We start from the raw sequence: 22,590 nt of genomic DNA, 5'->3' as shown, positions 1-22,590 counted from the left end.
TGCTGTGATGGGCGTGCTCAAAAAGCCAGCGCGCTGTCGCCATCTGAGAGGACGGCGACGCTCGCGGTGTGAAGACACAGAGGAGAGAGGTTCGCGCCGAAACAGTCATCGATCACCGCGGTCGGCGGTCGAGGAGTGGACGGATGAGGAGGGTTCGTGTCGAGGAGATGGCGCGAACCTGTCGAGTGTCACTGCCCCCGTGGTCACCAGCACGGAGACAGCTACATCTCAACCGGGCGACGCTACGAACGCTCGCATTCACGCGTGGCGTTTTTATATCGGGTATAATAACTTGATGAAACGTTGGCCCAGACTGGTTCTCACAGACAGTGTGGCGGGGACGCAACTCGAGCGTGAGACGCGTCGCCGCCTCCGTGTCTCCCGATTCAGCATCTGCAGGCAGTATTGCTATATCCCAAATCGGTGTAGCAGTGGTAGCTTTCGACTACCCCGTGTACGTGAACATTAGCTTTGGCGTAACGGGGTGCACCAAAATTCGGGACCAGGAGAGCGTATGTCTGATACTGAACCGGAGAGTACCGTCAGGCGGCTTGCGTCGCTTCGTGACCGCCTCGAGGCGGGAATGGATCGCCGTGAATTTGTGCGGACCCTGGTGACCGGTGGGTACGCCCTCGGAATGGCCCACTTCCTCGGCGTCGAAGACTTCCTCTCGGCAGACGATGGGGAGGTCCCGGTCGTGACGGCACTGGTTCGTGAGGATCCCGCGGACCCCTACTCGCTGACGGAGCGAACGCGAGACGTGCCCGCCGACTGGTACGCTGCTGTCGAGACGGCAACCAACCTGAACGAGAAACTGGCCAAACGGGCGTTTACCGGCTATCTCGGCAGTGCTGTCGTCCCCGGCAGCTACGACAGCGGGACGGCCTCCGTCTCGATTGGCATCTCGAGCGATGCGGACTCGATTCCGGATGCGATCTCCGAGTTCGCCGAAGACATCTCGATCAACCCCCAGACACTCATCGAGATCGAATCGATTGAGGAGGGGCCAGATCTATCAACTGCACGCCCTCGTTTTGCCAGTCAGATCCCAGCAGACGGCCCCCCAAGCGGTGTCGCCTGTGAGACGCCCTCGAGTCTAGCAACCCTGTCGCCAGCGCTGTATGATCCCGTGGATGAACGTGCCTTTTTCGCAACGGCTGAGCACGCCTTCGATATCGACGGCGCGCCAATCGGAGAGCGCGTCACACTCCCCGTTCAGGGTGGTGACCTCTTCACATTGGGCGCTGTCGAACAGGCATTTCCCGTCGAAGACGTCGTCGCCGTCTCACCAGCAGACGGCGATGGTCTCCAGCCCTCGAGTTGGATCGACGCGCCGGAGTCGGTTCGCGTAAACGGCCAACTCACAAAGTTCGGCCTCGCTGACCTCGTTGCCCGTGACGAAGAACTCGAGAAGGTCGGGGCGTTGACCGGACACACGACGGGTCGAGTGCAGGGAATCGACGCCGTGACCTGCTTTACGGACGACTTCTGTCGGCGCGGCCAGATCCGTTGGGGTGGCGAAATGGATCTGACGGATGGCGATAGCGGCTCCGTGAGCTACTATCCGGATCCCGAGGGTGATGACGACACGGTACTCGTTGCCGGGTTCAACAACGCCCGTACCTGGTGGCCTGGCCAGAGCTACGTCTGGGGCGTCAGCGCGTACCATCTGACCGAAACGCAGGGATATCACTTCTGACCATCTGACGATGTCTACACCGAATTCCACGTCCGACGGCGGCTCCCTCTCGACACTGTTTAGCACCAGCGTTCGAATCGTCGCCGACCTGTTCATCGTCACCCTCTGGGTAGTGTTTCTGACGCTGCTGTTTCTCGGAACCGCCTGGCCGCGCTGGGCGTTCTACGCGCTGTTGCTGGCTGGAATCGCAGTCTACGTCACGATCACTGCTGCGTGGGGAGACAGAACTGGAACCGACTGAGCATCCCTCCTCCGACCGGATCGAACGCGACTCAGGATGCCGTCCTTCAGTACTCTCGCGTGCAAAAACAGCGCGCTTGAACCTCCAGGGCGATTTTTGACCGCAGGCGAAACAGGGACTCGTCACTCGAGTTCCGACTCGAGGCGCTCGATTAGGTCGTCGTTGCCGACGAACACCGGTGTTCGCTGATGGAGCGCGGTCGGCTCGACAGAGAGCAGCGACTGCTCGCCATCCGAGGAGCGCCCGCCTGCTCGCTCGAGAATATAGCCGATTGGATTGCCTTCGAACTGCAGCCGAAGCTTGCCATCTGGTGCAGACTCGAGGCCGGGGTAGCCGAAGATCCCGCCGTAGGTCAGCACCTGATTGACGTCGCCGATCATCGCACCGCCGTAGCGGAGTTTGAGTTCGGACTCGATTTCGCGGGCGTAGGACTCGAAGGAGTCCGTCCAGTCGGGAACGCGTCCGCCGAAGCCGTAGACGACGGGCTCTGTAGGGAGCGTTACGTCTCGGTCGATGAGCCGCCGTTCGCCGCCGCTGAGTTCGTACGTCGAGACGGTTTCGTCCGTTGCGATCACCATTGTCGTGATCGGGCCGTAGAGGATGTAGCCCGCTGCAACGAGCCTGTCACCACGGGCGGGGAGCGCATCGTCGTAGATGCCGATGATCGTCCCCATCGCGTTGTTCGACGTGAGATTTGAGGAGCCATCGAGCGGGTCCACAGCGACCGCATACGTGTCGGCCGACGCCGGATCATCGCCACACTCGAGGACGGTTTCCTGTTCTTCGCTTGCGTACTGTCCGACGCCGTCGATGTCCGACAGTCGCTCGGCGAGTAACTCGTCGGCCCAAATGTCGGCCGCGAGTTGGGTCTCGCCGCTTGGGTTTTCCTCGTCGTCGACGGTGTTGCGGCGACCGACCAGTCCCTGTCGAATCTCCGTCGCTGAGCGACTCAGCGTCGCGACGATGGACTCGACGACTGGATCGGAGACCGTCATCTATTCGGCTGCCTCGAGTGCGGCGTCTGCCGTTTCCTCCTCGAAGATGACCTTCTCGAGGGCGTCGAGGATGTGGGTTGGGTTCTCTCGCTGCCAGACGTTGCGGCCAACAGCGAGGCCCGTACAGCCGGCGTTGACGGCGGCTTCGACGGTTGAGAGGAAGTCGTAGTCCGAGGTTTTCGAGCCACCGCTCATGACGACGTTCATATCGCCGGCGGCCTTACAGGCGTGTTCCATCGCGTCGGGGTCGCCCGGGTACTTGACTTTCGCAATGTCTGCGCCGATCTCGAGGGCGAGACGAGTCGCATAGGAGATCGTGGAGGGCTTGGTGTCGTTTTTGAGCCCCTGTCCGCGCGGGTAGGACCACATGACCATCGGCAGGTCGTGGTCACGAGCGGATTCCTGGGCGTCGCGGAACTCCTCGTACATCTCGACTTCGTGGTTCGAGCCGCTGTAGACGGTAAAGCCGACGGCGTCAGCGCCGAGTTCGGCAGCGTAATCGACTGTGCAGTTGACTGGCGAATCGGGTTCGCCCATCCAGAGGTTCGACGTCCCGTTGAGTTTCAAGAGGAGGTTGACGTCGTCCTCGTAGCTTGGGTAGTAGCCCTCGGCGATTCCTTTCTGGACGGCCATTGCCGTGACCGCGTCGTGCGTTGCCGTCTCGAACACCGTTGCCGGGTCGAGTTTTTCGGGGACGTCTTCAAAGTCGACAGGGCCGTGCTCCAGTCCGTGGTCCATCGCGAGAATCAATGATTTGCCGTCGCGAACGATAGGAGAGTCGTCGATGGGTAGCATTCGGTTCCCACTCCAATAGGTGGCTATATATCTCTGATGATCCTCATTATCGAAATTACTTATTTTAGTAGTAATTGTCTCGCCTGCTGGTTTTCATGTCTCTCGGAAGTGCGTGAATACTGATCGGTAGTACCCAACTATGGCGGCACAAGTTACGGATCCGATATCGTTCCTCGAGCGAGGCATCAGCGGTCCACCGTACTCACTCCAGCAGTTCGCGGGCGTTGTGTCGCCACGACCGAACGTGGAGGACGTTCAACTCGAGGACGTTCGCGACCTGAAAGGCATTGATCGTCGCCAGTCGTTCTGCCGAGGTGATTCCGGCTTCAGCCAGCGCCGCAGCATCGTCGGGACCGACGCCCGTAACCGCCTGCACCGGCGTAGGGAGCGGACACGGCCGCTCGGTCTGTTCGTCGGGTTCCGTTTCGACGGCTCTGGTACAGGCATATTCGAACGCCTGCCAGCCTTCATCGTCGCTGACGGCGATCCACTCCCGCTCGGCGTCCCCAAGCCCCCGAACCTCACTTGACCGGCGCTCGAGGTCGCCGTCGCTGCCGCCCTCGAGCGACCACGGGAGCGAAAAGCGCCGCCGAAGCGAATCCGCGAGCGACTCCTCGAGCGAGGCATCGAGGAGCATCCGATACGAACACTCCTTCTCGAGGACGGCCTCGGGGTCGATTCCGGCGTCCTCGAGCGCTGTTCGTTCAGCGTCCTCGAGTCCGGATCGGCGTCCACTGTCGCTGTCGTCGCCATCGTTGCCCCGCTCTGTCTCAGACGAGTCGGCGGGCTCGGCCGCCTCGAGCAGATCGGCTTCGTCGAACGAAAACGAGACACCAGTCTCGCCGTCCGTGTCGGTGTCATCCGCTGGCTCGAGATCGACTGTGATACCGATGTCGACGGTTTCGCCGCTGCGTGCCCCCTGTTCGGCGGTAGCTTCCCCCCTTGCTTTCGTCTCGGTGACGGCCTCTTTCTTGCTCACACAACCCACCAGTTACCAGTAGCTCTCACTGTCCACTCTTGAAACTTGTCCCCTCGAGTGCGATAGCTCTGGTGTCGCTCGAGGACGCCGGAGCCCGCACGTTTACCACGCAACCCGTCGAATGCGAGCCATGGTTCGCGACCGGATCGACCAAATCGGCGTCGTCGGCGCAGGGACAATGGGCAGCGGCATCGCACAAGTTTCCGCGATGAACGGCTACGACGTTCGCCTCCGTGATGTCGACCAAGCGTACGTCGACAACGGCTTCGAGACCATCGCAGACAGCCTCTCGCGACTCGAGGCCCGCAACGACCTTGTGGAGTCACCCGACACAATCGTCGACCGCATCGAGGGCACGACGTCCCTCGAGACGTTCGCAGACTGCGACCTCGTTATCGAGGCCGTCCTCGAGGACCTCGAGATCAAGCAGGACGTGTTCGCCGACCTCGAGCGCGTCTGCGATCCAGACATCGCGCTCGCGACGAACACGAGCACGCTTTCGATCACGTCGATTGCGAGCGACCTCGAGCACCCCGAGCGCGTCGTGGGGCTGCACTTCATGAATCCCGTGCCGATCATGGAGGGCGTCGAAGTCGTCGTCGGCGAGAAGACGACCGACGAGGTTACGAAACTCGCACACGACATCGCTGCGGACCTCGAGAAGACGACGTGGGAGGCCGACGACAAGCCGGGCTTCGTCACGAACCGGATTCTGATGCCCTGGATCAACGAGGGGATTCGCGCCTTCGACGAGGGCGTGGCCTCGAAAGCGGACATCGACGCGGGGATGGAACTCGGGACGAACGTGCCGATGGGTCCGTTGACGCTCGCCGACCACATTGGACTGGATGTCTGTCTGCACGCCACGGAGACTCTGCAGGAGGAACTCGGCGACCGATACCAGCCCGCCTATCTGCTCAAACGCAAAGTCGAAGCCGGCGATCTGGGCAAGAAAACCGGCGAAGGGTTCTACGAGTACGACTAGATCTCCGCGTCGGTGCGTGGCAGTTTTATCGTCATCGCTACCGTCCGACAGCTATGGCACCGGAGAGTTTCGAGAGCGACGAGTTTTAGGCCCAACTCGAGCACTCCAAATCTTCTTGGCGCTCACAGCCGAGGACTCGAGCAATGGAGCACTCGTCCGATGCTGGGACGGATCACGGCCGAGCGGAAGCCAACTCGCGCGTCTCCGCCCGCGTCCAGGAGATCCAGCCCCAGCAGATTCGCGTCATGTTCGAACTCGCCAGCGCGGTCGAAGCCGAGGCCGACGGCGACGCCGATCTCGTCCACCTCGAGTTCGGCGAACCCGACTTCGAGACGCCCGAGAACGTCGTGGAAGCCGCGTTCGAGGCGGCACGCGAGGGCGAGACGAAATACACCTCGAACGCGGGACTCCCCGTACTCAGGGAGGCCATCGCCGAGCGCGCCAGCGCCGCTCGAAACCGTCCGGTCGACCCCGACTCGGAGGTTATCATCACGAACGGCGGCGTCGAGGCGCTGCATCTCGCGATTCACGCGGTCGCCGACCCTGGCGACGAGGTTGTCATTCCGACGCCCGCGTGGCCGAACCCCATCTCGCAGGCGAAACTGGCCGACGCCGTTCCCGTCGAGGTGCCCATGCCCGCCGAGAAAGGGTTTGCACCCGATCCAGACCGCATTATCGACGCCATCGGCCCGGAGACGGCCGCCGTCATGCTGACCTCGCCGTCGAATCCGACCGGGCGCGTATTTTCAGAAACTGCCATCGAGCGCGTCATCGAGGCCGCCGTTTCACACGAGGCCTACGTCATCGCCGACGAGGTGTACCGTGAGCTGGCCTACGAGGACATCCCGCCTCGAGCAGTCGCCCTCACCGACCGCGACGAGTGGGTGCTCTCGGTCAACTCAACCTCGAAAACGTACGCGATGACCGGCTGGCGCGTCGGCTGGCTCACCGGCCCCGAGGACGTGGTCGCGCAACTGACGAAAATCCACGAGAGCACGACCTCCTGTGTCAACACGCCCGCACAGTACGCCGCCCTCGAGGCCCTGACCGGCCCGCAAGCGCCGTTCGAGGAGATGCACGCCGCGTTCCGCGAGCGACGGGAGTTCGTTAGCTCCCGCCTCGAGTCGATGCCCCACGTCTCGGTCACCGATCCCGAAGGCGCGTTCTACGCGTTCGTCGACGTCAGCGCGCTCGCGGGCTCGAGTATGGAGATTGCAAAGCGCCTGCTCTACGACTACGGGGTCGTCGCTGCGCCGGGCCAGGCCTTCGGCGCTGGCGGCGAGGGCCATCTCCGACTGAGTTTCGCGAACGACCGCGTACGGCTCGAAACGGGACTAAATCGACTCGAGGCGATGGTTCGGGACGAACTGGGCGAAAAAAGCGAGTAGTCGACTACTGGTGAAGCGGCTGTTCGGCCATGATCTGGCGCAACTCCTCGAGACGGGACCGCGAAACGTCCTCTTCGAACTGCTGGATCAGGGTGTAGACCTCGGCGCGTGGCACCTTCACGTCACCCTCTTCGACGACGTCTTCGGGTCGCTCTTGGAGTTCGCGCATTGTCCCGACCGCAAGCAGGTACGGGATCGCCCACGCGGAGAGGCGATTTCCGTGGCGTTCCGGCACGACCTCGAGATAGCGATGGGCGTCGTCGAGATAGGTCTCCGCGCGGTTTGTCACGCGCTGGATGACGTTCGTGACGCCGGTGTGGTGGGTTTCGTCCGTGACCGCCTCGACGTCGACGTTTTCCTCCTCGAGCCACTCGGCGGGGAGATAGACGTTGTTCTCCTCGTGATAGTCGTCCTCGACGTCTTTGGCGATGTTGACCAGCTGTAGCAGGAGTGCGAACGAACGCGCGTTGTCCTGCATCTCTGCAGCTCGCTCCTCGGAGGCACCCCGGGCGACCAACCCCGTAATCAGTGTGCCGACCGTGCCAGCGGCGTACCAGCAGTACTCCTCGAGTTCCTCGAGCGTCTGCAGGCGGAGCCCGCCTTCGTCGGCGTAGCGAGCGGTGAACATCGCCATCCCGTCGACGAGTTCGCGCACCGGCTCGCGCATAATCTCGCGTGGCTCTTCCTCGAGCGATTCGAACGTTCGAAGCACGCGTGGCGTCTGGGCGACGACCTCCCAGTCAGCGTTTCGCTCGTCGCCGTCCGGAATCCACGGCTCGACATCGTCCATGAACGTCTCAACGGATTGGTCCGCTTCGGGATCGAGCAATTGATCGTACGTCGAGAGCAGTTCGGTCTGTTCTGATGGCGGAATATGTCCCGCATCCTCAATTGTGTCTGCAATCCTACATAGGAGGTAGCCGAGACAGATGTGTCTCGCCATCGGCTCCTCGAGGCGATCTATCGTGATCGAGAAAGTCCGCGAAACGCCGTGTACCGCGTCGTAACACCACTCGAGATCGGCGTCGGTTGTGAGTTCGGGCTGGCCGGTGGTCATCTACTCGCTCTTACTTCGGGGCCATCCCGGAAAAATATCGTGGTCGCGGCGTGATACACTGTCTGTCCTTCTCGAGAGGTCAGGTTTGGCACCCAGTGGGTCGAGGTGGACTCCCCGGCACCACCCAGGCCAACGGCTTTTTTTGTCGACGACGAAGGGTGTTCCATGACGGAGATAATTCTCGTCGCAGGCTCACACGGCGCGACAGGACAGCACGTCACGGAGCGGCTTGCAGCACGTGACGACTACGAAGTGCGCGCGATGATCCGCAAGGACGACCAGGCCGACGAGTTGGCCGCACTCGGCGGCGACCCAGTTGTGGCCGACCTCACTGACCCCGACTCGCTCGAGGCCGCTGTCGAGGGCTGCGATGGCATCGTGTTCGCCGCCGGATCGAACGGCAACGATGTCTACGGCGTCGACCGCGACGGTGCGATCACCCTGATTGACGCTGCCGACGACGCAGGCGTCGACCGGTTCGTCATGCTCAGTTCGATGGGCACCGACGACCCCGACTCCGCTCCCGACGCCCTGCAGGACTACCTCATCGCGAAAGCCGAAGCCGACGAGTACCTCCGACAGAGCGGGCTCAACTACACCATCGTCCGCCCCGGCGAACTAACAACCGACGCCGGCACCGGCGACATTCGAGCAGCAGACAGCCTCGAGATGGATTCTGGCGACATTCCGCGCGAAGACGTCGCCGCAGTGCTCGTCACCGCCCTCGAGTTTGATCCTGTCTTCGGCGAAACGGTCGAGATACTGGGCGGCGAGACGGCGATTGAAGACGCACTCGAGGAGATCAGTTCGAGCTAGCCTACGCAGACAAGGAGGATACCGGGAGAAGATATTTACCGATCTGACTTGCGTGTTTTGACATGAACCGTCGGCGACAGCTAATTGGTCTCGGAACCACTGTTTCATTGGCCCTCGCCGGCTGCATTGGTGAGACTGACGAGACCGAACCAGCGCAGCAAGTGGACGACGATTCTGAGCAGTCGGTAAATGAAACCGAATCGGAATCGGTAGCCGATGACGACGAATCCGGATCTCCCGCCTGTTCGTTCCACATCGAACTCCTCGATGATCCGCCGGAAGACGCACCGGTGGCCTCCGCGACCGAGCACGACCTCCTGGAGGTCTCGCTTCTCGAGCGAATGTTCGCTGAAGCGACCGAGCCGGATGCAGACCACAGCACTGCCCGTCGCCGGGGGGGCGAGTACGACCAATTCAATCTGGAGCCAAGTTCGACGGCTGAACAGGAGGCAGCACGAGATGCACTCGAACCGTTTCCGAATTACAGCAATACCGACTATCCACCCGGAGTGTATGTCACACACGGCGGAATTACCGCGGCGATCACGGAGGACTGCGTGACGTGACCGTCGGAACTCTGCGAAAAACAGGCACTTACTCAGACACCTTCCCAGGATTGCTACAACCGAAATAAACCCACTCGAGGTGGTCGTTTTCGGGCGCGAACAGTAAAGGAGGACCCTCCCGTTAGGCCGGATATGGACTTTACACTCTCGGCCGAACAGGAACAGATTCGCGAGATGGTCGCCGAGTTCGTCGACGAGGAAATCGTCCCCGTCGCGAGCGAGATCGACCACGACGACGAGTTTCCCGCAGATCTCGTCGACGACATGGCGTCCCTCGGACTGATGGGCATGCCGTTCCCCGAGGAGTACGGCGGCGCGGGACTGGACTATCACTCGTATGCTATCGGTCTCGAGGAAATTTCTCGAGGCTCGGGCGGACTCGGAACGGTCGTCGCCGCCCACACCTCGCTTGCGGGCAACATGCTCTACGAGTTTGGCGACGAGTCTCAAAAGGAGGAATTCCTGACGCCGCTTGCAGAGGGGCGCGACATTGGCGCGTTCGCGCTCTCGGAGGCCGGTGCAGGGAGCGACGTACCGGCGATGAAGACCACCGCCGAAAGAGACGGCGACGAGTACGTGATCAACGGCGGCAAGCTCTGGATTTCGAACGGTTCCGTCGCGGACACGGTGACACTCTTTGCGAAGACCGATCCCAAGGCGGGCAACAAGGGCATTTCGTCGTTCATCGTCCGCCCCGAGGAAGACGACGGCTTCATCGTCGAGGGGACGGAGGAGAAACTCGGCGATAAGGGCTGTCCGACCGCCGAACTCAGGTTCGATGATCTTCGACTACCCGAGGAACGCCTACTGGGCGAGGAAGGCGATGGATTCATTCACGCGCTGAAAACGTTAAACGGCGGCCGGATCACCATCGCCGCTCGCGGCGTCGGCATCGCCCGTGCAGCCTTCGAGGAGGCCCGCGACTACGCAAATGAGCGAGAGCAGTTCGGCCAGCCCATCGGCGAGTTCCAGTCGATCAAACACAAACTGGCGGATATGGACACCAAAATCCAGGCCGCAAAGTTGCTCATGCACAAGGCCGCAGACAAAAAGATTCGCGGCGAGAACTACATCAAAGACGCCGCGCAGGCCAAACTCTACGCCTCGGAAGTCTCTCGAGAGGTCGCCAACGAGGGCATCCAGATCCACGGCGGCTACGGCTACACGAAGGACTTTCCCGCCGAGCGATTCTACCGCGACGCCAAACTCAACGAAATCTACGAGGGCACGAGCGAGGTCCTGCGCAACACGATCGGCGATCAGTTGCTCGAGGAGTGAGCCACGAGCACTGCCGACCCGTTGCTCTCAGCCTCATTTCACGTTCTCGAGTGTGCGCGCTCGTGATACCAACCGCCGACGACACCGAGCGGGAGAACCAGCCACCCGGCAGCCATCGCCGCGAAAAGGAGGCCGGCAGGAAACACGACGAGTCCGAAGATGATCGCCTCGAGTGCGGCCATCTCGCCGCTGGCAACGTTCGAGACGGCGAGAACGACGGCAGGGCCGAGCGCCCCTGCGATGAGACTGCCCGTTGCCGTGACGCCCCCGAAGATCGCACCGCGGAGGGGACGGCGCGTCTCGGACGAGGCCGTTCGCCAACAGAGCGTGCCCAGAAGAAACGCGCTCACAATCGCAACCGGGAACGCGAACATGCCGCCGACGAGGAGGAATCCGAGCATATCGGACTCGAGTCCTGCTAGCAAGAGCGTCCACGTTCCGCCGAACCAGAGCACGGCCGCGAGAAGCCCCGTCGCGGCCATCGCGAGTCCACCGCCAATATCGCGTCGACTGGCATACGGTAGCCGTCCCGGTCCATACCGATGGCAGAGTCGTCGACCCATACCGGTGTGTTGTTCGCCCGCTGATATAAAGGCAGGCTCCAGCGCCGTTCGCCATAGTTATCTCACACGAGCGCAGTGACGAAATCGAAATGTCAACGCGCGCTCGAGTCGCCCTCCTGCTCGTCCTCGGTGTCGGGTTGCTCTGTAACCCGTTCTACCTCTGGCCGCACTACGCCGACGACGCGCACGAACTCCGTGCGAGCGGACCGGTGACGACCACGGATTCGACGACGGTAATTTCGCTCGAGTCCCTGCCGCCCGAAACGGCGACCGCGGTCGAGTCGGCCATCGAGACAGCCAACGCTGCGGACGATCTTCCTGACGGCTGGCTTCGCGAGGATCAGGGCGGTGGCCACGAGTGGCCACGCTACGAGAGCCGGGAGGCGGTACCCACGGACGGGCTGTTCGAGACCGCGGGATCGGTCGTCGCCGTCGGCGATGCCCACTACAGCTACTCTCTCGTCGAAGTAGATCGGTCGCCGCCTGTCCTGCCCGAACTGTTCCGCATCCCGGTTGGCTTCGCCGGGGCGCTCGCGCTTACGCTCGGCGGTCTGCAGGCTGTTCGCGGGACGGTGCCGTTGACAACACGTGCTGCATGGTGGCTTGTGGGCGTCTGGACTGCCGTTCTCCTTGCCACGGCCGCCGTCGACGGGGGGTTTGCCGGCGTTGCCTTCACGACCATCCATGAAGTCCCGCTTGTTGGCCTCTCGCTCTCATCGCTTGCGGGAGTACTCCTCGGAACGGCCGTCTGGATCCTGCCGGCGATTGGCTTCGTTCTCGGCGTTGGCTTCCGGCGCGAGCGGTGGCGCGAGGGCGTCGGAGGGCCGGTCGAACTCTTGATTGTCCTCGCGTTTCTGGCCGTGACGTGGCCGTTCACGCTCGCTGGGGGAGCGCTCGGCTTCCTGCTCGGAGCGGACTGATTCTCGTAATCGCCGCTATCTAAATCAGCCGTCAGCGTCGAGACAGTCGCTGACCCACTCGTAGTGCTCCCGAACACGCCGTTGGCCGCCATCGGTGAGTGCGTAGACGTCGTGCAATCCTGCAGTTCGCTTTTCGACGAACCCGGCGTCCTCGAGCGCCGAGAGCGTTCCGTAGAACGATTTCGGTTCGATATGCCCGTCGTAGTGGGCCTCGAGTTTCGATTTCAACTGTTGGCTACGCAGTTCGCCGTCCTCGCTCGCGACGAGCAGGAAGCAGATGTCTCGTCGCCGCCCGCTCTGGAGCCACTTGGTCATACGGGTCTCTCGAGCGGGCATCCGCTCGAGCGTTACGGTTCGAGCGTTACGGTTCGGTTGTCGAGAGTTGTTCTCGGACGGTGCCGACGAGCGCCCACGCGAGGCCACCAGCCGTTGCGAGTGCAAGCGCAAGTGGCGCACCGACCTCGAGTGAGGCGCTCGAGCCGTGGCGTTCGTGGAGAAAGAGCAGCCAGCGCCCCTCGGACGCGCCGACGATCACGTCGCCGGAGCCGACGGCGAGCGAGCCGAGTACGGCGACGATGCCGAGAGCGATGAGGCCGGCGAGCGTCCCGACTGCGCCGGTGACGACGCGAGCGAGAACGACCGAGCCGCGGCGTTGGTCGATTGCGTCGGTGCTCGAGTCGCTAGCTGACCCGTCGGCGGGCGGGTAGATCGACAGCCCTTGCACGTCACCCGGCGGGTCGCTCACGCGAACGTTCGCGGGATACTGCAACAGCGTGCCAGCCATCCAGAGGTCGCCGACGGAGCCGGCGACGTTCGCGGCGAGCGGAATAATCAGGATGCTCGAGGGGACGACGGCCAGCGCGAGCAGGCCACCGACCGTGATGACGACCAGCGGCGCGAGCAGGGTGACAAGCAACTGCGTGCGCGTGAAACTCGCGTCGGTCTCCGCATAGGCATAGGGCAGGACGAAATAGGAGACGCCGACCCCGTACGCCGTCTCCCCGCCGTAGACGGCCATGCAGACGCCGTGGAGCAACTCGTGGAGGACGACGACCAGTGCGACCAACACCAGCGAGATGACGAGCACGCGATTGATGCCAGTCGGGGTGGCCGCGATAACGAATGGCTCGAGGGGGCGGCCCTGAACCATCGCCTGTACGGCAGCGAAGACATACGCGGAGACGAAAAACGCAGCCGTTGCACCGGCGAGCCACTGCCAGGCGACACGGCGCGTGAGTCGAACCGTCGCGACCGGTTCGGTGGCGTCGCTTCCGGGCTGATCCGCACCACCGTCGTCCGCTGGGTCCGAGGCCGTCCGACACACGACAGCCAGTCCCGGCGGGGATACAAAATCGGTGTCGGTCTCCGCTCACACTGATGATCGATGATCGTCCGAAACCGACACCTTCCCGGTACTGGACTCCCGAACATGCGTATGACCGATACGGATACCGAGACATCCTCTGCGGACGAGCGAACCGCGACACAGGAGGGCATTACGGCGGCCTACAACGAAACCGAGTCCGAACGCGTCCTCGAGTTCGCAGCAACCGGCGATTCGACGACAGCCAACGCCGGTTCCACGGCAGCAATCGCCCAGAATATCGAGGGCTACGCCATGCTGAAAGTGCGTCCAACCGCCGAGGGCGACGAACTCGAGCGCTACTACGGCTTCGATATGGCGCTCGATCACGCCGCGGAACTGCTTGGAGTGTCCGCGCACGACCTGCCGGTGCCGGAGGCCGCTGCGGACATGGGAATGTGACGATTCAGCGACGACTCAACGACGCCTCGAGACAGTGTTCCCGACAGGGGGTCAAAAGCGGGAATCATAAATACGCAGAGTCGAACCTTCCAGACAAGACTAGCCGTGGCAACTGATCCGTTCCCCCGGCCGATCCGGACTCACCGGCGCTTTGCTGCACTACTGGCAGCGACCGCCCTCGGCGTCTATCTCCTGTTGATCGTCGGGGCGACGACCTCGATTACGAACGCCGCGTCGGCCTGCTCGACGTGGCCGATTTGCCACACGCCAACTGACCCACTGAGTCAGACGGAACTCGCAATCGCCTGGGGCCACCGCCTCACCGCCGTCGTCGTTGGCCTGCTCGTCGCCGCAACCGCCGTCGTCGCCGCTCTCGGTGACGCCTCGAGTCGCGTGCGTCGAACACTGCTCGCCTCGAGTGCGCTCTATATCATCCAGATCGGTGTCGGCGCAGCGACCGCGGTCTCTGGCCCCGCGGCCATCACACCCGGCTTGCATCTCGGCCTTGGCGTCGCCATCTTCGCCGGCATCGTCCTTGCGCTCGCCTGGGACCTCGAACTCACAACCGGGAGCGAGGACGATCAGATCGACATGCGCGGCGAACCCGAGCCAATCGAATCACCCGCCTCGGACGCCGACCCAGCGGGCGGCCGAACGCTCCCCTCGAGTGGATTCGCTCGAGCGCGACTCACCGCCTTTGCCTATTTCAAGATGATGAAGCCACGGCTGATGTGGCTGCTTTGTCTCGTCGCCGCCGCGGGGATGGCACTGGCTGCTGGCCCTGCGCTTGATCGCTACACCATTGTTGCGACGCTCGGCGGCGGCGTCCTCGCAATCGGCGCGAGCGGAACGTTCAATCACGTCCTCGAGCGCGACGTCGACCAGAAAATGTCTCGAACGGCGGACCGACCGCTGGCGAACGATCTGATCCCTGTCTCGCACGCGCTCGCGTTCGGTGGCCTGCTGACGGTTGCCTCGCTCGGCGCATTCGCGACAATCAACATGCTTGCGGCCGCTCTCGGACTCGCCGCGATCCTGTTTTACAGCGTCGTCTACACGCTCTTGTTAAAGCCGAATACCGTCCAAAACACCGTCCTCGGTGGATTTGCAGGCGCGCTGCCAGCACTGATCGGCTGGGCTGCGGTGACGAACGAAATCGGCATGCCAGCACTCGCACTCGCCGGTGTCATCTTCCTCTGGACGCCAGCGCACTTTTACAACCTCGCGCTTGCCTACAAGGACGACTACGCTCGTGGCGGCTTCCCGATGATGCCCGTCGTCCGTGGCGAAACCGAGACGCGAAAGCACATCATCTACTACCTCGCCGCAACACTCGCCTCGACGGTCGCACTCGCCTGGCTGACCGACCTCGGTGCACTCTATGCCGCAACGGTCGCCATCTTCGGCGGCATTTTCCTCTGGACTGCCGTCGTCCTTCACTTCGAGCAAACTGAGGCCGCGGCGTTCCGCTCGTTCCACGCCTCGAACGCCTTCCTCGGTGCCGTGCTCGTTGCCGTCCTCGTCGACGCACTCGTTCTGTAGCGTCGGAAGCTACCCGCGTCGTCTCGAGCGTGGGCTCTCTCTAATGGTTAGATGAATGACAGTAACCACTGCACGTCACTGCGCACCTGATCGCACGACAGCTGTGCGAGCAGTGTGTCACTCGTTGCAGTTGTTACTATCTCGAGTGTATTTTCGATGATCTCCATACACGCCATTTGATGTCATTTTGCAAGAACGTGTTGGGTCACAGCAATTACGCGTGAGTTCCTTGGACGCGCTCGAGGACCGACAGGGTTCCATCAGCGTGTGGCTCCTCGAGCACCTCGTCGGCGGCCGCTTTCGCGTCTGAATCGGCGTTCGAGACGGCGAAACTCCGGCCGGCAGTCTCGAACGTCGAGACATCGTTGATCGAGTCACCGACAGCGACGCAGTCTGCAAGGTCGAAGCCGACGTGATCGGCGATGACTGCGAGTCCGTCACCCTTGTTCGGGTCAGCGTCTTTGACGTGATAGGCGTAGCCGGTGTCGATCACCTCGAGGCCGTAGTCGGCGGCGATCTCTCGGAGGGGGTCGATGGGCTGTTCTAAGTTGATCGCGATTTCGGTCTCGCGCCAGCGGTTGACGGTATCTTCCTCGCCCCAGCCCAACTCGTAGCCAGCGGCACGGTACGCTTCGGCAACGGCCTGGGCGGCGTCGCGGTCGGCGGTGAAGAAGACGTCGTCGCCGGTGTAGACGACGCCGCCGTTTTCGGCGACGACGAGTTCCGGCACGCCGGCGAAGTGACAGAGCGCAACGGGGTAGGGGAATGCTTTCCCGGTGGCGATGACGACGGGGGCGTCCCACTCGCGAATCGGGTCGAAAATGCGCGGGTCGATACCCCAGCCGTCGGGGCGGGTCAGCGTGCCGTCGATGTCGAGGACGAGCGGTGGATCTGCGGTCATAGCCGTCACTCGAGGGGTGGGCGACCTAAAAGAGTCGGTTCGAGCGTGGGGCAGTGCCTACAGCGCGAGGTAGCCCGCGTTGGGGAGCACTCCAAGGAGATAGGCCACGCCGATGAGCAGCATGAACGCCGCAATCGCCATCGCTGGCGGGTCGACGTGAGTCCCCGAGTGCGAGTAGAACACTCGCTGGGAGAGTTCGCCGATGAGTGCGCTGATTGCGCCGAAGAGTCCGGCGACGACCAACACAATCGGGTCGCTTCCAACGAGCGATGCTGCAATCACTGCTCCCGTCGATCCCAGCAGCGTGATGTGGTGCGTGACGGGAATTTTCTCAACGCCGAGGTTGAGAAACAGCAGACTCATCGCTGAAATCGCGTAGCCGAGGAAGATACTCCCCGTCTCGAGCCAGATGAATCCGCCGAGGACGCCACCAACGAGTCCGATGGCGGTGACGCCGCCCCACTTGTACTGGTGGGGCAACCACGGCTCAGTTGCTAACCGATTCGTCTTGGTACCACCGTCGGCTGCGACGCGTTTTTCCTCGCGTTCGAACGGCGACATATCGAGAAGGTTCGAACCACCGACCGTGCCTACAAGCGGGTAATCGAATACGATTCGGGCCAGAAAGGCCGTCGCGACAACCGATAGCGCGATGTTATCGGTGGGGACTCCGGCCCCGTCCATTACGCGAGTGACGAGCATTCCGACTGCACCGAAGATCGCGCCGACCGCGAGGATGTCGGGCTTCGTCCCGAAGGCGTACAGAATGTCTTTTCCGAAGTGGTAATCCCAGTCAGTAGGCTCCATCTCGGGATACTTCCGTCCGGCGTAGGCTGTCGCGGCCACACCGCCAGCAAAGGCGATATGTGGCCCCGTCACTGCACCGAAGCCAATCGTATCGGTGATACCTGTCGCAATATCGCCTGCTGTGACCGCATCGACTGCGTCGAACTCCCCTTCGAGAACGGCGAGTCCCTCGCCGAGGAAGACGACGAAGCCCGTAAAGACGAACGAGGGGAGTGCACCGAGGGCTGCCCCGAACGCGCCGCCCGCAAGGGCTGCGATCAACAGGACTGCAAACGCCTCGAGTTCCATCCCAATGATCGGAATCTGAAAGAGTGGGCCGAACATGGTTACTCCTCGCCGTCACGCGCCCAATCACGCGACCGGTCGACGGCGTCGTTCCAGCGACCGTACCGTCGATCCGCAACGGACCGCGCCATTGACGGCTCGAACTCGCGGTCGACGCGCCAGTTGTCCCGCAGTTCCTCGAGGTCGTCCCAGTAGCCAACGGCGAGTCCAGCAGCGTAGGCCGACCCGAGCGCGGTCGTCTCGTCGACGACGGGGCGGACAATCTCCGAGCCGATGATGTCAGACTGCAACTGACAGAGGAAGTTGTTCTTGACTGCGCCGCCGTCGACTTTCAGCGAGGACATTTCGATGCCCGAATCGGCTTCCATCGCCTCGGCGACGTCGCGCGTCTGGTAGGCAATCGACTCGAGTGTTGCCCGGACGATGTGCTCCTTGCGGGTGCCACGCGTCATGCCAACGATAGTGCCGCGTGCGCGCTGGTCCCAATGAGGCGCGCCGAGGCCGGTGAAGGCGGGCACGACGTAGACGCCGTCCGTCGAGTCGACGCTGCGAGCGAGTTCTGCGGTCTCGGTGGGGTCATCGATCAGGTCGACGTCCTCGAGCCACTCGATGGCTGCGCCGGTGACGAAGATCGAGCCCTCGAGTGCGTACTGGACGTCATCACCGGAGCGCTGGAAGCCGATGGTCGTCAGCAGGCCGTGATCGGAGGTGACGGCCTCGTTGCCGGTGTTCATCAGGAAGAAGGAGCCGGTCCCGTAGGTGTTCTTTGCGTCGCCGGCGTCGAAACAGGTCTGGCCGAACAGCGCCGCCTGCTGGTCGCCCAGTGCGCCTGCGACCGGAATTTCGGCCTCGAGGAAGCCCTCCGGATCGGTCTTTCCGTAGGTCTCTTCGTCGCTCGAGGGGCGAACCTCGGGCAACATCTTCTTGGGAATCGAGAACTCCTCGAGTAACTCGTCGTCCCACTCGAGGTCGTGGATGTTGTACAACATTGTCCGCGAGGCGTTCGTGACCTCGGTGATGTGCTCGCCGGTGAGGTTGTAGATCAGCCAGCTATCGATGGTGCCAAAGAGCACGTCGCCCTCTTCGGCCCGGTCGCGAACGTCCGACGGGCGAGATCGCTCCATCTTGATCGGATCGCCCTCTTCGAGGAGCCACTCGGCTTTCGTCGCCGCGAAGTAGGCGTCGGCCTCGAGGCCGGTTTTTGCCCGGATGTCCTCGACTTTGCCTTCCTCCTCGAGTTCTTCGACGCGTTCGGTGGTCCGTCGGTCCTGCCAGACGATGGCGTTATGCACTGGCTTCCCGGTATCTGCGTCCCACAGCACCGTCGTCTCGCGCTGGTTGGTCACGCCGATGGCCTCGAGTTGCTCGGGGCTGATGCCGGCCTGCCCGAGTGCCTGCGTCGTGACGGTTTTGGTATTCTCCCAGATTTCCATCGCGTCGTGTTCGACCCAGCCGGGTTCCGGGTAGTACTGTTCGTGCTTTTCGTAGGCGTTCGCGACGACCGATCCGCTGTGGTCGAAGATGATGAATCGTGTGCCGGTCGTTCCCTGATCAATTGCGCCGACGTACGTGTTTGCTGTCATGAGTGTCTCCCTGCGATCACGCATTATCTTTACTGCTAATTGCGTGGCGTTAGTAAACAAAACGGACAATCAGTATAAAATTTGCTGTGGAAGACGTGCGGTATCATTTCGCACGTTACTCACCCAGATACGACGTTTAAGCGCCGAATACGGTCTACATTGACGACCAGTTAGGTCGTTCTGTCACTCGAGAATTTCTGCTCTACTCACTACTGTTTGTGATTGTTATGGTCGTTATGGGGTGCACCAATAAAATAAAGAGGTGCCGCGACGGTAGTGAGAGTGAAGGGATGGCACGGGACACCGACGTCCTCGTTATCGGCGGCGGCTCGACCGGCTGTGGCATCGCCAGAGATCTGGCAATGCGCGGCCTCGAGGTCACCCTCGTCGAACGAGGCAATCTAACGGACGGAACGACCGGCCGAATGCACGGACTCCTCCACAGCGGCGGTCGGTACGCGGTTTCCGACCAGGCCAGCGCGACGGAGTGTATCGAGGAAAACCAGATTCTGCGCGATATTGCGGGCCACTGCGTCGAGGAAACCAGTGGCCTGTTCGTCCAGCGCCCGGAGGATCCGGACGCGTACTTCGAGGAAAAACTCGAGGGGTGTCGCGACTGCGACATTCCGGCGCGCGTGCTTTCGGGACGCGAGGCCCGCGAGGTCGAACCTTATCTCGCGACGGATACCAAACGGGCAATCGAAGTGCCTGACGGCGCAATTGATCCGTTCCGCCTCTGCGTCGCGAACGCACTCGACGCGGAGGCCCACGGCGCGCGCATCGAGACCCACGCGGAGGTCATCGACCTCCTGCGCGAGGGCGACGACATCTACGGCGTCGAGGTGCGCCACGAGTCCGGCCCCGGCAAGCGGACGCACGCGACGCCTGGCACGACCGAGGAGATCACCGCCGAGTACGTCGTCAACGCGAGCGGCGCGTGGGCCGGTCAGATCGGCGCGATGGCCGACCTCGAGATCGAGGTTCGACCCTCGAAGGGCGTCATGACGATCATGAACGTCCGGCAGGTCGACACCGTCATCAACCGCTGCCGGCCGAAAGGCGACGCCGACATCATCGTGCCCCACGAGACGACCGCGATTTTGGGAACCACGGACGAGGAAGTTGCCGACCCCGACGACTACCCCGAGGAGCGCTGGGAGGTCGATCAGATGATCGACACGCTCTCCGAACTCGTCCCGATTCTCGAGGACGCCCGGACGATCCGGTCGTTTTGGGGCGTGCGCCCGCTGTACGAACCGCCGGGGACCGGTACGACCGACCCGACCGACATTACGCGCGATTTCTTCCTGCTGGATCACGACGACCGCGACGGCGTTTCGGGCATGGCGAGCATCGTCGGCGGGAAGTTCACGACCTACCGCGCGATGGGCGAGGAAATCGCCGATCACGTCTGTGCGAAACTCGGCGTCCGCGCGTCGTGTGCCACCGCCGAGGAGTCACTGCCCGGCAGCGAAAACCTCGCGCGACTCGAGGATGCGATGGACGACTTCGGCCTGCGCTCGCCCGTCGCCCGCCGGAGCAAACAGCGTCTGGGCAGTCGCTCACAGGCTGTCCTCGAGACCGACGAGCCGAATCCCGTCATCTGTCAGTGTGAGGGCGTCACCCGCGCAGAGATTCAGGATGCAATCGCCCAGTCTGGCTCGGACCTGAACGCGGTTCGGATCCGCACCCGCGCCTCGATGGGCAACTGTCAGGGCGGCTTTTGCTGTCAGAACATGGCGAACGAACTCCATCCTACCTACGACGAGGAGACGACTCGAGCCGCCCTCAACGAACTATTCCAGGAGCGCTGGAAGGGCGAACGCCACGCCCTGTGGGGCCAGCAACTCTCTCAGGCGATGCTCAACTACGCCCTCCACGCGACGACGATGAACCGAGATCGCGATCCCGCGGGCCGACCGGGGGACGCACAGCCAAACAGGGACGCACAGCCGAGCGAGGACGCACTCGAGTACGCGGCCTTCGACGGAGGTGCCTGAGATGGCAATCGAAGACGACGTGCTCGTGATCGGCGGCGGGATTGCCGGCTCGATGGCCGCGCTTTCGGCCGCCGAGCACACTGATCGAGTTCGCCTGGTCACGTACAAACAGAGCACGCTGCGCAGCGCCAGTGGGTTGATCGACGTGCTCGGCTACACGCCGGATGGAACGGGGCCGCTTGCTGATCCGTTCGACGCACTCGAGGACCTGCCCGACAGTCACCCCTACCAGCGCGTCGGCACCGACGCCGTCCGCGATGCGCTGGCGTTGTTCGACGAGATTACGGGCGACGCCTACGCGGGCGACCACACCGAGACGAACGCGCTCGTGCCGACCCATGGCGGAACGGTCAAACCGACCGCCCGCTATCCGGCCGCGACCGCCGCCGGACTCGCGAGCGACGACCGCGACACGCTGCTCGTCGGCTTCGAAACCCTGCCGGACTTCGACGCCCCGCTCGCGGCAGCGCATCTCGAGGCCGCGGGCGTCCCCTTCGATACCCGCGGCGTCACGCTCGCGTTCCCCGGCATCGAGCGCGACGACGCGAAGGTGACGCGGTATGCCCACCTGCTCGAGCGAAACGAGTCGATCACGATGGGCACGACCACTACCGGCGCACGCGAGGCGCTCGTCTCACTCGTCGACGCCCACCTCGAGGACGAATCCCGCGTTGGCTTCCCCGCGATACTGGGCGACGACCACGCGGACGAGGTACGCGAGTCCCTCGCGGACGCACTCGGCGTTGACGTGTTCGAGGTCCCGATGGGACCACCCAGTTTGCCGGGGATGCGACTCGAGGACCTGCTCTACGACGCACTCGAGGATGCTGGCGTTCGCGTCACCTCGGGCGTCCCGGTCGTGGACTACGACTCCGAGACCGTGGCCGCGTCGGAGACGGCAACGGCCGACGAGGTCGCCGCCGACGGTGGCAGCGACCGCGAGACGCCAGGTGACGGCGAGCGGATCGACCGCGTCATCGTCGACCGCAACGGGACGGAAATCCCCCACCGCGCCGACCAGTACGTCCTCGCGACGGGCGGGCTCGTCGGGAAAGGCGTTCGCTCGGAGCGAGCGGGCAGTGCTGAAAACGACGCGACCGGCGTCGTGTTCGAGCCGATTTTCGACTGTCACGTCCCCCATGCCGAGGATCGCTACGACTGGTTCGTCGACGACGCCTTCGGCGAGCAGCCGTTCGCCCGCTTTGGCCTCGAGTCGGATCGAGAGCTTCGGCCGCTCGCAGCGGACGGGACGCTCGAGTTTGTGAATCTGCGGGCGGCCGGTGCGGTGCTGGGCGGCTACGACTTTGCGGCGGAGAAATCGGGCGCGGGCGTTTCGCTCGCGACGGGCTACGTCGCCGGCAAGCGGGCTGGCGAAGAGGTGGGCGAATGAGTACACAGCAGCGACGGCGACTGCCGACGAGTCAG

General features: G+C 63.1%; 22 protein-coding genes. 12 read left to right on the top strand and 10 right to left on the bottom strand.

Annotated elements, in window-relative coordinates; translation table 11 throughout:
• The first annotated feature begins 514 nt into the window (after positions 1-514).
• Both B2G88_RS03575 and B2G88_RS03570 read left to right on the top strand, forming a co-directional pair.
• A complete protein-coding gene (locus tag B2G88_RS03575; protein WP_087713990.1) occupies positions 515-1,699 on the top strand; it encodes a hypothetical protein in 1,185 nt (394 codons plus the stop codon).
• A 10-nt stretch (positions 1,700-1,709) separates the two neighbouring features.
• Positions 1,710-1,940: a hypothetical protein gene (locus B2G88_RS03570; protein ID WP_054863780.1), complete on the top strand. Its 231-nt coding sequence runs from the start codon at positions 1,710-1,712 to the stop codon at positions 1,938-1,940.
• A 122-nt stretch (positions 1,941-2,062) separates the two neighbouring features.
• Here B2G88_RS03570 and B2G88_RS03565 read toward each other — a convergent pair whose 3' ends face one another.
• The 3 genes from B2G88_RS03565 to B2G88_RS03555 form a co-directional block, all read right to left on the bottom strand.
• Complete coding sequence (locus B2G88_RS03565; RefSeq protein WP_054863781.1) at positions 2,063-2,935, bottom strand: class 1 fructose-bisphosphatase; 873 nt, start codon at positions 2,933-2,935, stop codon at positions 2,063-2,065.
• Positions 2,936-3,730 (bottom strand): class I fructose-bisphosphate aldolase, encoded by a 795-nt coding sequence (locus B2G88_RS03560; protein WP_054863782.1) that lies wholly within the window; start codon positions 3,728-3,730, stop codon positions 2,936-2,938.
• Between the two features lie 202 nt (positions 3,731-3,932).
• Positions 3,933-4,709, bottom strand: a complete 777-nt coding sequence (locus tag B2G88_RS03555; protein ID WP_054863789.1) for a hypothetical protein — start codon at positions 4,707-4,709, stop codon at positions 3,933-3,935.
• A gap of 130 nt (positions 4,710-4,839) precedes the next feature.
• Here B2G88_RS03555 and B2G88_RS03550 point away from each other — a divergent pair, with 130 nt between their 5' ends.
• Together B2G88_RS03550 and B2G88_RS03545 are read left to right on the top strand one after the other, a co-directional pair.
• The gene (locus tag B2G88_RS03550; protein WP_054863783.1) at positions 4,840-5,694 is read left to right on the top strand and encodes a 3-hydroxyacyl-CoA dehydrogenase family protein; all 855 of its coding nucleotides are present in this window, start codon (positions 4,840-4,842) and stop codon (positions 5,692-5,694) included.
• Positions 5,695-5,837: 143 nt separating this feature from the next.
• Positions 5,838-7,082, top strand: a complete 1,245-nt coding sequence (locus B2G88_RS03545; RefSeq protein WP_087713989.1) for a pyridoxal phosphate-dependent aminotransferase — start codon at positions 5,838-5,840, stop codon at positions 7,080-7,082.
• Between the two features lie 4 nt (positions 7,083-7,086).
• Here B2G88_RS03545 and B2G88_RS03540 read toward each other — a convergent pair whose 3' ends face one another.
• Positions 7,087-8,139, bottom strand: coding sequence for a phytoene/squalene synthase family protein (locus tag B2G88_RS03540; RefSeq protein WP_087713988.1), 1,053 nt, complete (start codon positions 8,137-8,139; stop codon positions 7,087-7,089).
• A 165-nt stretch (positions 8,140-8,304) separates the two neighbouring features.
• Here B2G88_RS03540 and B2G88_RS03535 point away from each other — a divergent pair, with 165 nt between their 5' ends.
• The 3 genes from B2G88_RS03535 to B2G88_RS03525 all read left to right on the top strand — a co-directional run bounded on the left by B2G88_RS03535 (position 8,305) and on the right by B2G88_RS03525 (position 10,799).
• On the top strand, positions 8,305-8,955 hold the full coding sequence (locus tag B2G88_RS03535) for an SDR family oxidoreductase (protein WP_054863784.1): 651 nt from the start codon (positions 8,305-8,307) through the stop codon (positions 8,953-8,955).
• Positions 8,956-9,017: 62 nt separating this feature from the next.
• Positions 9,018-9,521: a hypothetical protein gene (locus B2G88_RS03530; RefSeq protein ID WP_087713987.1), complete on the top strand. Its 504-nt coding sequence runs from the start codon at positions 9,018-9,020 to the stop codon at positions 9,519-9,521.
• Positions 9,522-9,653: 132 nt separating this feature from the next.
• Positions 9,654-10,799: an acyl-CoA dehydrogenase gene (locus B2G88_RS03525; RefSeq protein ID WP_087713986.1), complete on the top strand. Its 1,146-nt coding sequence runs from the start codon at positions 9,654-9,656 to the stop codon at positions 10,797-10,799.
• A gap of 38 nt (positions 10,800-10,837) precedes the next feature.
• Here B2G88_RS03525 and B2G88_RS03520 read toward each other — a convergent pair whose 3' ends face one another.
• On the bottom strand, positions 10,838-11,362 hold the full coding sequence (locus B2G88_RS03520; protein ID WP_087713985.1) for a hypothetical protein: 525 nt from the start codon (positions 11,360-11,362) through the stop codon (positions 10,838-10,840).
• 89 nt (positions 11,363-11,451) lie between these two features.
• Between B2G88_RS03520 and B2G88_RS03515 the strand changes: the two genes are divergently transcribed.
• Entirely contained in the window at positions 11,452-12,282 is an 831-nt protein-coding gene (locus B2G88_RS03515) for a hypothetical protein (RefSeq protein ID WP_087713984.1), read from the top strand.
• A 24-nt stretch (positions 12,283-12,306) separates the two neighbouring features.
• On the opposite strand, the gene B2G88_RS03510 is transcribed toward B2G88_RS03515, so the two are convergent.
• Both B2G88_RS03510 and B2G88_RS03505 read right to left on the bottom strand, forming a co-directional pair.
• A complete protein-coding gene (locus B2G88_RS03510; RefSeq protein WP_054863787.1) occupies positions 12,307-12,597 on the bottom strand; it encodes a PadR family transcriptional regulator in 291 nt (96 codons plus the stop codon).
• A 46-nt stretch (positions 12,598-12,643) separates the two neighbouring features.
• Positions 12,644-13,606: a DUF3267 domain-containing protein gene (locus B2G88_RS03505; protein WP_087713983.1), complete on the bottom strand. Its 963-nt coding sequence runs from the start codon at positions 13,604-13,606 to the stop codon at positions 12,644-12,646.
• 111 nt (positions 13,607-13,717) lie between these two features.
• On the opposite strand from B2G88_RS03505, the gene B2G88_RS03500 reads away from it, so the two are divergent.
• Both B2G88_RS03500 and B2G88_RS03495 read left to right on the top strand, forming a co-directional pair.
• A complete protein-coding gene (locus B2G88_RS03500) occupies positions 13,718-14,047 on the top strand; it encodes a DUF7111 family protein (protein WP_054864127.1) in 330 nt (109 codons plus the stop codon).
• Between the two features lie 105 nt (positions 14,048-14,152).
• A complete protein-coding gene (locus tag B2G88_RS03495; RefSeq protein WP_087713982.1) occupies positions 14,153-15,589 on the top strand; it encodes a heme o synthase in 1,437 nt (478 codons plus the stop codon).
• A 214-nt stretch (positions 15,590-15,803) separates the two neighbouring features.
• Here the strand turns inward: B2G88_RS03495 and B2G88_RS03490 are convergent, their stop codons facing one another.
• Genes B2G88_RS03490 through glpK form a run of 3 tightly spaced genes read right to left on the bottom strand, consistent with a single transcriptional unit; the run spans position 15,804 to position 19,165 of the window.
• Positions 15,804-16,490, bottom strand: coding sequence for an HAD-IIB family hydrolase (locus tag B2G88_RS03490; RefSeq protein ID WP_087713981.1), 687 nt, complete (start codon positions 16,488-16,490; stop codon positions 15,804-15,806).
• Between the two features lie 57 nt (positions 16,491-16,547).
• On the bottom strand, positions 16,548-17,621 hold the full coding sequence (locus tag B2G88_RS03485) for a hypothetical protein (RefSeq protein ID WP_087713980.1): 1,074 nt from the start codon (positions 17,619-17,621) through the stop codon (positions 16,548-16,550).
• 2 nt (positions 17,622-17,623) lie between these two features.
• Entirely contained in the window at positions 17,624-19,165 is a 1,542-nt protein-coding gene (gene glpK, locus B2G88_RS03480; RefSeq protein WP_087713979.1) for a glycerol kinase GlpK, read from the bottom strand.
• A gap of 290 nt (positions 19,166-19,455) precedes the next feature.
• On the opposite strand from glpK, the gene glpA reads away from it, so the two are divergent.
• Positions 19,456-21,165: an anaerobic glycerol-3-phosphate dehydrogenase subunit GlpA gene (gene glpA, locus B2G88_RS03475; RefSeq protein ID WP_087713978.1), complete on the top strand. Its 1,710-nt coding sequence runs from the start codon at positions 19,456-19,458 to the stop codon at positions 21,163-21,165.
• A gap of 1 nt (position 21,166) precedes the next feature.
• The gene (glpB, locus tag B2G88_RS03470; RefSeq protein ID WP_087713977.1) at positions 21,167-22,555 is read left to right on the top strand and encodes a glycerol-3-phosphate dehydrogenase subunit GlpB; all 1,389 of its coding nucleotides are present in this window, start codon (positions 21,167-21,169) and stop codon (positions 22,553-22,555) included.
• The last annotated feature ends 35 nt before the right edge of the window (positions 22,556-22,590 follow it).

It is taken from the genome of Natronolimnobius baerhuensis (assembly GCF_002177135.1).
GTDB lineage: Archaea > Halobacteriota > Halobacteria > Halobacteriales > Natrialbaceae > Natronolimnobius > Natronolimnobius baerhuensis.
The sequence above is the reverse complement of the archived record's forward strand: the minus strand, read 5'-3'. Positions and strand labels throughout refer to the sequence as shown.

What these genes read in the sequence shown, in the direction of transcription:
- B2G88_RS03575 (WP_087713990.1), top strand. Translation starts at nt 515, where the DNA reads ATGTCTGATACTGAACCGGAGAGTACCGTCAGGCGGCTTGCGTCGCTT.
- B2G88_RS03570 (WP_054863780.1), top strand. Translation starts at nt 1,710, where the DNA reads ATGTCTACACCGAATTCCACGTCCGACGGCGGCTCCCTCTCGACACTG.
- B2G88_RS03565 (WP_054863781.1), bottom strand. Translation starts at nt 2,935, where the DNA reads ATGACGGTCTCCGATCCAGTCGTCGAGTCCATCGTCGCGACGCTGAGT.
- B2G88_RS03560 (WP_054863782.1), bottom strand. Translation starts at nt 3,730, where the DNA reads ATGCTACCCATCGACGACTCTCCTATCGTTCGCGACGGCAAATCATTG.
- B2G88_RS03550 (WP_054863783.1), top strand. Translation starts at nt 4,840, where the DNA reads ATGGTTCGCGACCGGATCGACCAAATCGGCGTCGTCGGCGCAGGGACA.
- B2G88_RS03545 (WP_087713989.1), top strand. Translation starts at nt 5,838, where the DNA reads ATGGAGCACTCGTCCGATGCTGGGACGGATCACGGCCGAGCGGAAGCC.
- B2G88_RS03540 (WP_087713988.1), bottom strand. Translation starts at nt 8,139, where the DNA reads ATGACCACCGGCCAGCCCGAACTCACAACCGACGCCGATCTCGAGTGG.
- B2G88_RS03535 (WP_054863784.1), top strand. Translation starts at nt 8,305, where the DNA reads ATGACGGAGATAATTCTCGTCGCAGGCTCACACGGCGCGACAGGACAG.
- B2G88_RS03530 (WP_087713987.1), top strand. Translation starts at nt 9,018, where the DNA reads ATGAACCGTCGGCGACAGCTAATTGGTCTCGGAACCACTGTTTCATTG.
- B2G88_RS03525 (WP_087713986.1), top strand. Translation starts at nt 9,654, where the DNA reads ATGGACTTTACACTCTCGGCCGAACAGGAACAGATTCGCGAGATGGTC.
- B2G88_RS03520 (WP_087713985.1), bottom strand. Translation starts at nt 11,362, where the DNA reads ATGGGTCGACGACTCTGCCATCGGTATGGACCGGGACGGCTACCGTAT.
- B2G88_RS03515 (WP_087713984.1), top strand. Translation starts at nt 11,452, where the DNA reads ATGTCAACGCGCGCTCGAGTCGCCCTCCTGCTCGTCCTCGGTGTCGGG.
- B2G88_RS03510 (WP_054863787.1), bottom strand. Translation starts at nt 12,597, where the DNA reads ATGACCAAGTGGCTCCAGAGCGGGCGGCGACGAGACATCTGCTTCCTG.
- B2G88_RS03500 (WP_054864127.1), top strand. Translation starts at nt 13,718, where the DNA reads ATGACCGATACGGATACCGAGACATCCTCTGCGGACGAGCGAACCGCG.
- B2G88_RS03490 (WP_087713981.1), bottom strand. Translation starts at nt 16,490, where the DNA reads ATGACCGCAGATCCACCGCTCGTCCTCGACATCGACGGCACGCTGACC.
- B2G88_RS03485 (WP_087713980.1), bottom strand. Translation starts at nt 17,621, where the DNA reads ATGTTCGGCCCACTCTTTCAGATTCCGATCATTGGGATGGAACTCGAG.
- glpK (WP_087713979.1), bottom strand. Translation starts at nt 19,165, where the DNA reads ATGACAGCAAACACGTACGTCGGCGCAATTGATCAGGGAACGACCGGC.
- glpA (WP_087713978.1), top strand. Translation starts at nt 19,456, where the DNA reads ATGGCACGGGACACCGACGTCCTCGTTATCGGCGGCGGCTCGACCGGC.
- glpB (WP_087713977.1), top strand. Translation starts at nt 21,167, where the DNA reads ATGGCAATCGAAGACGACGTGCTCGTGATCGGCGGCGGGATTGCCGGC.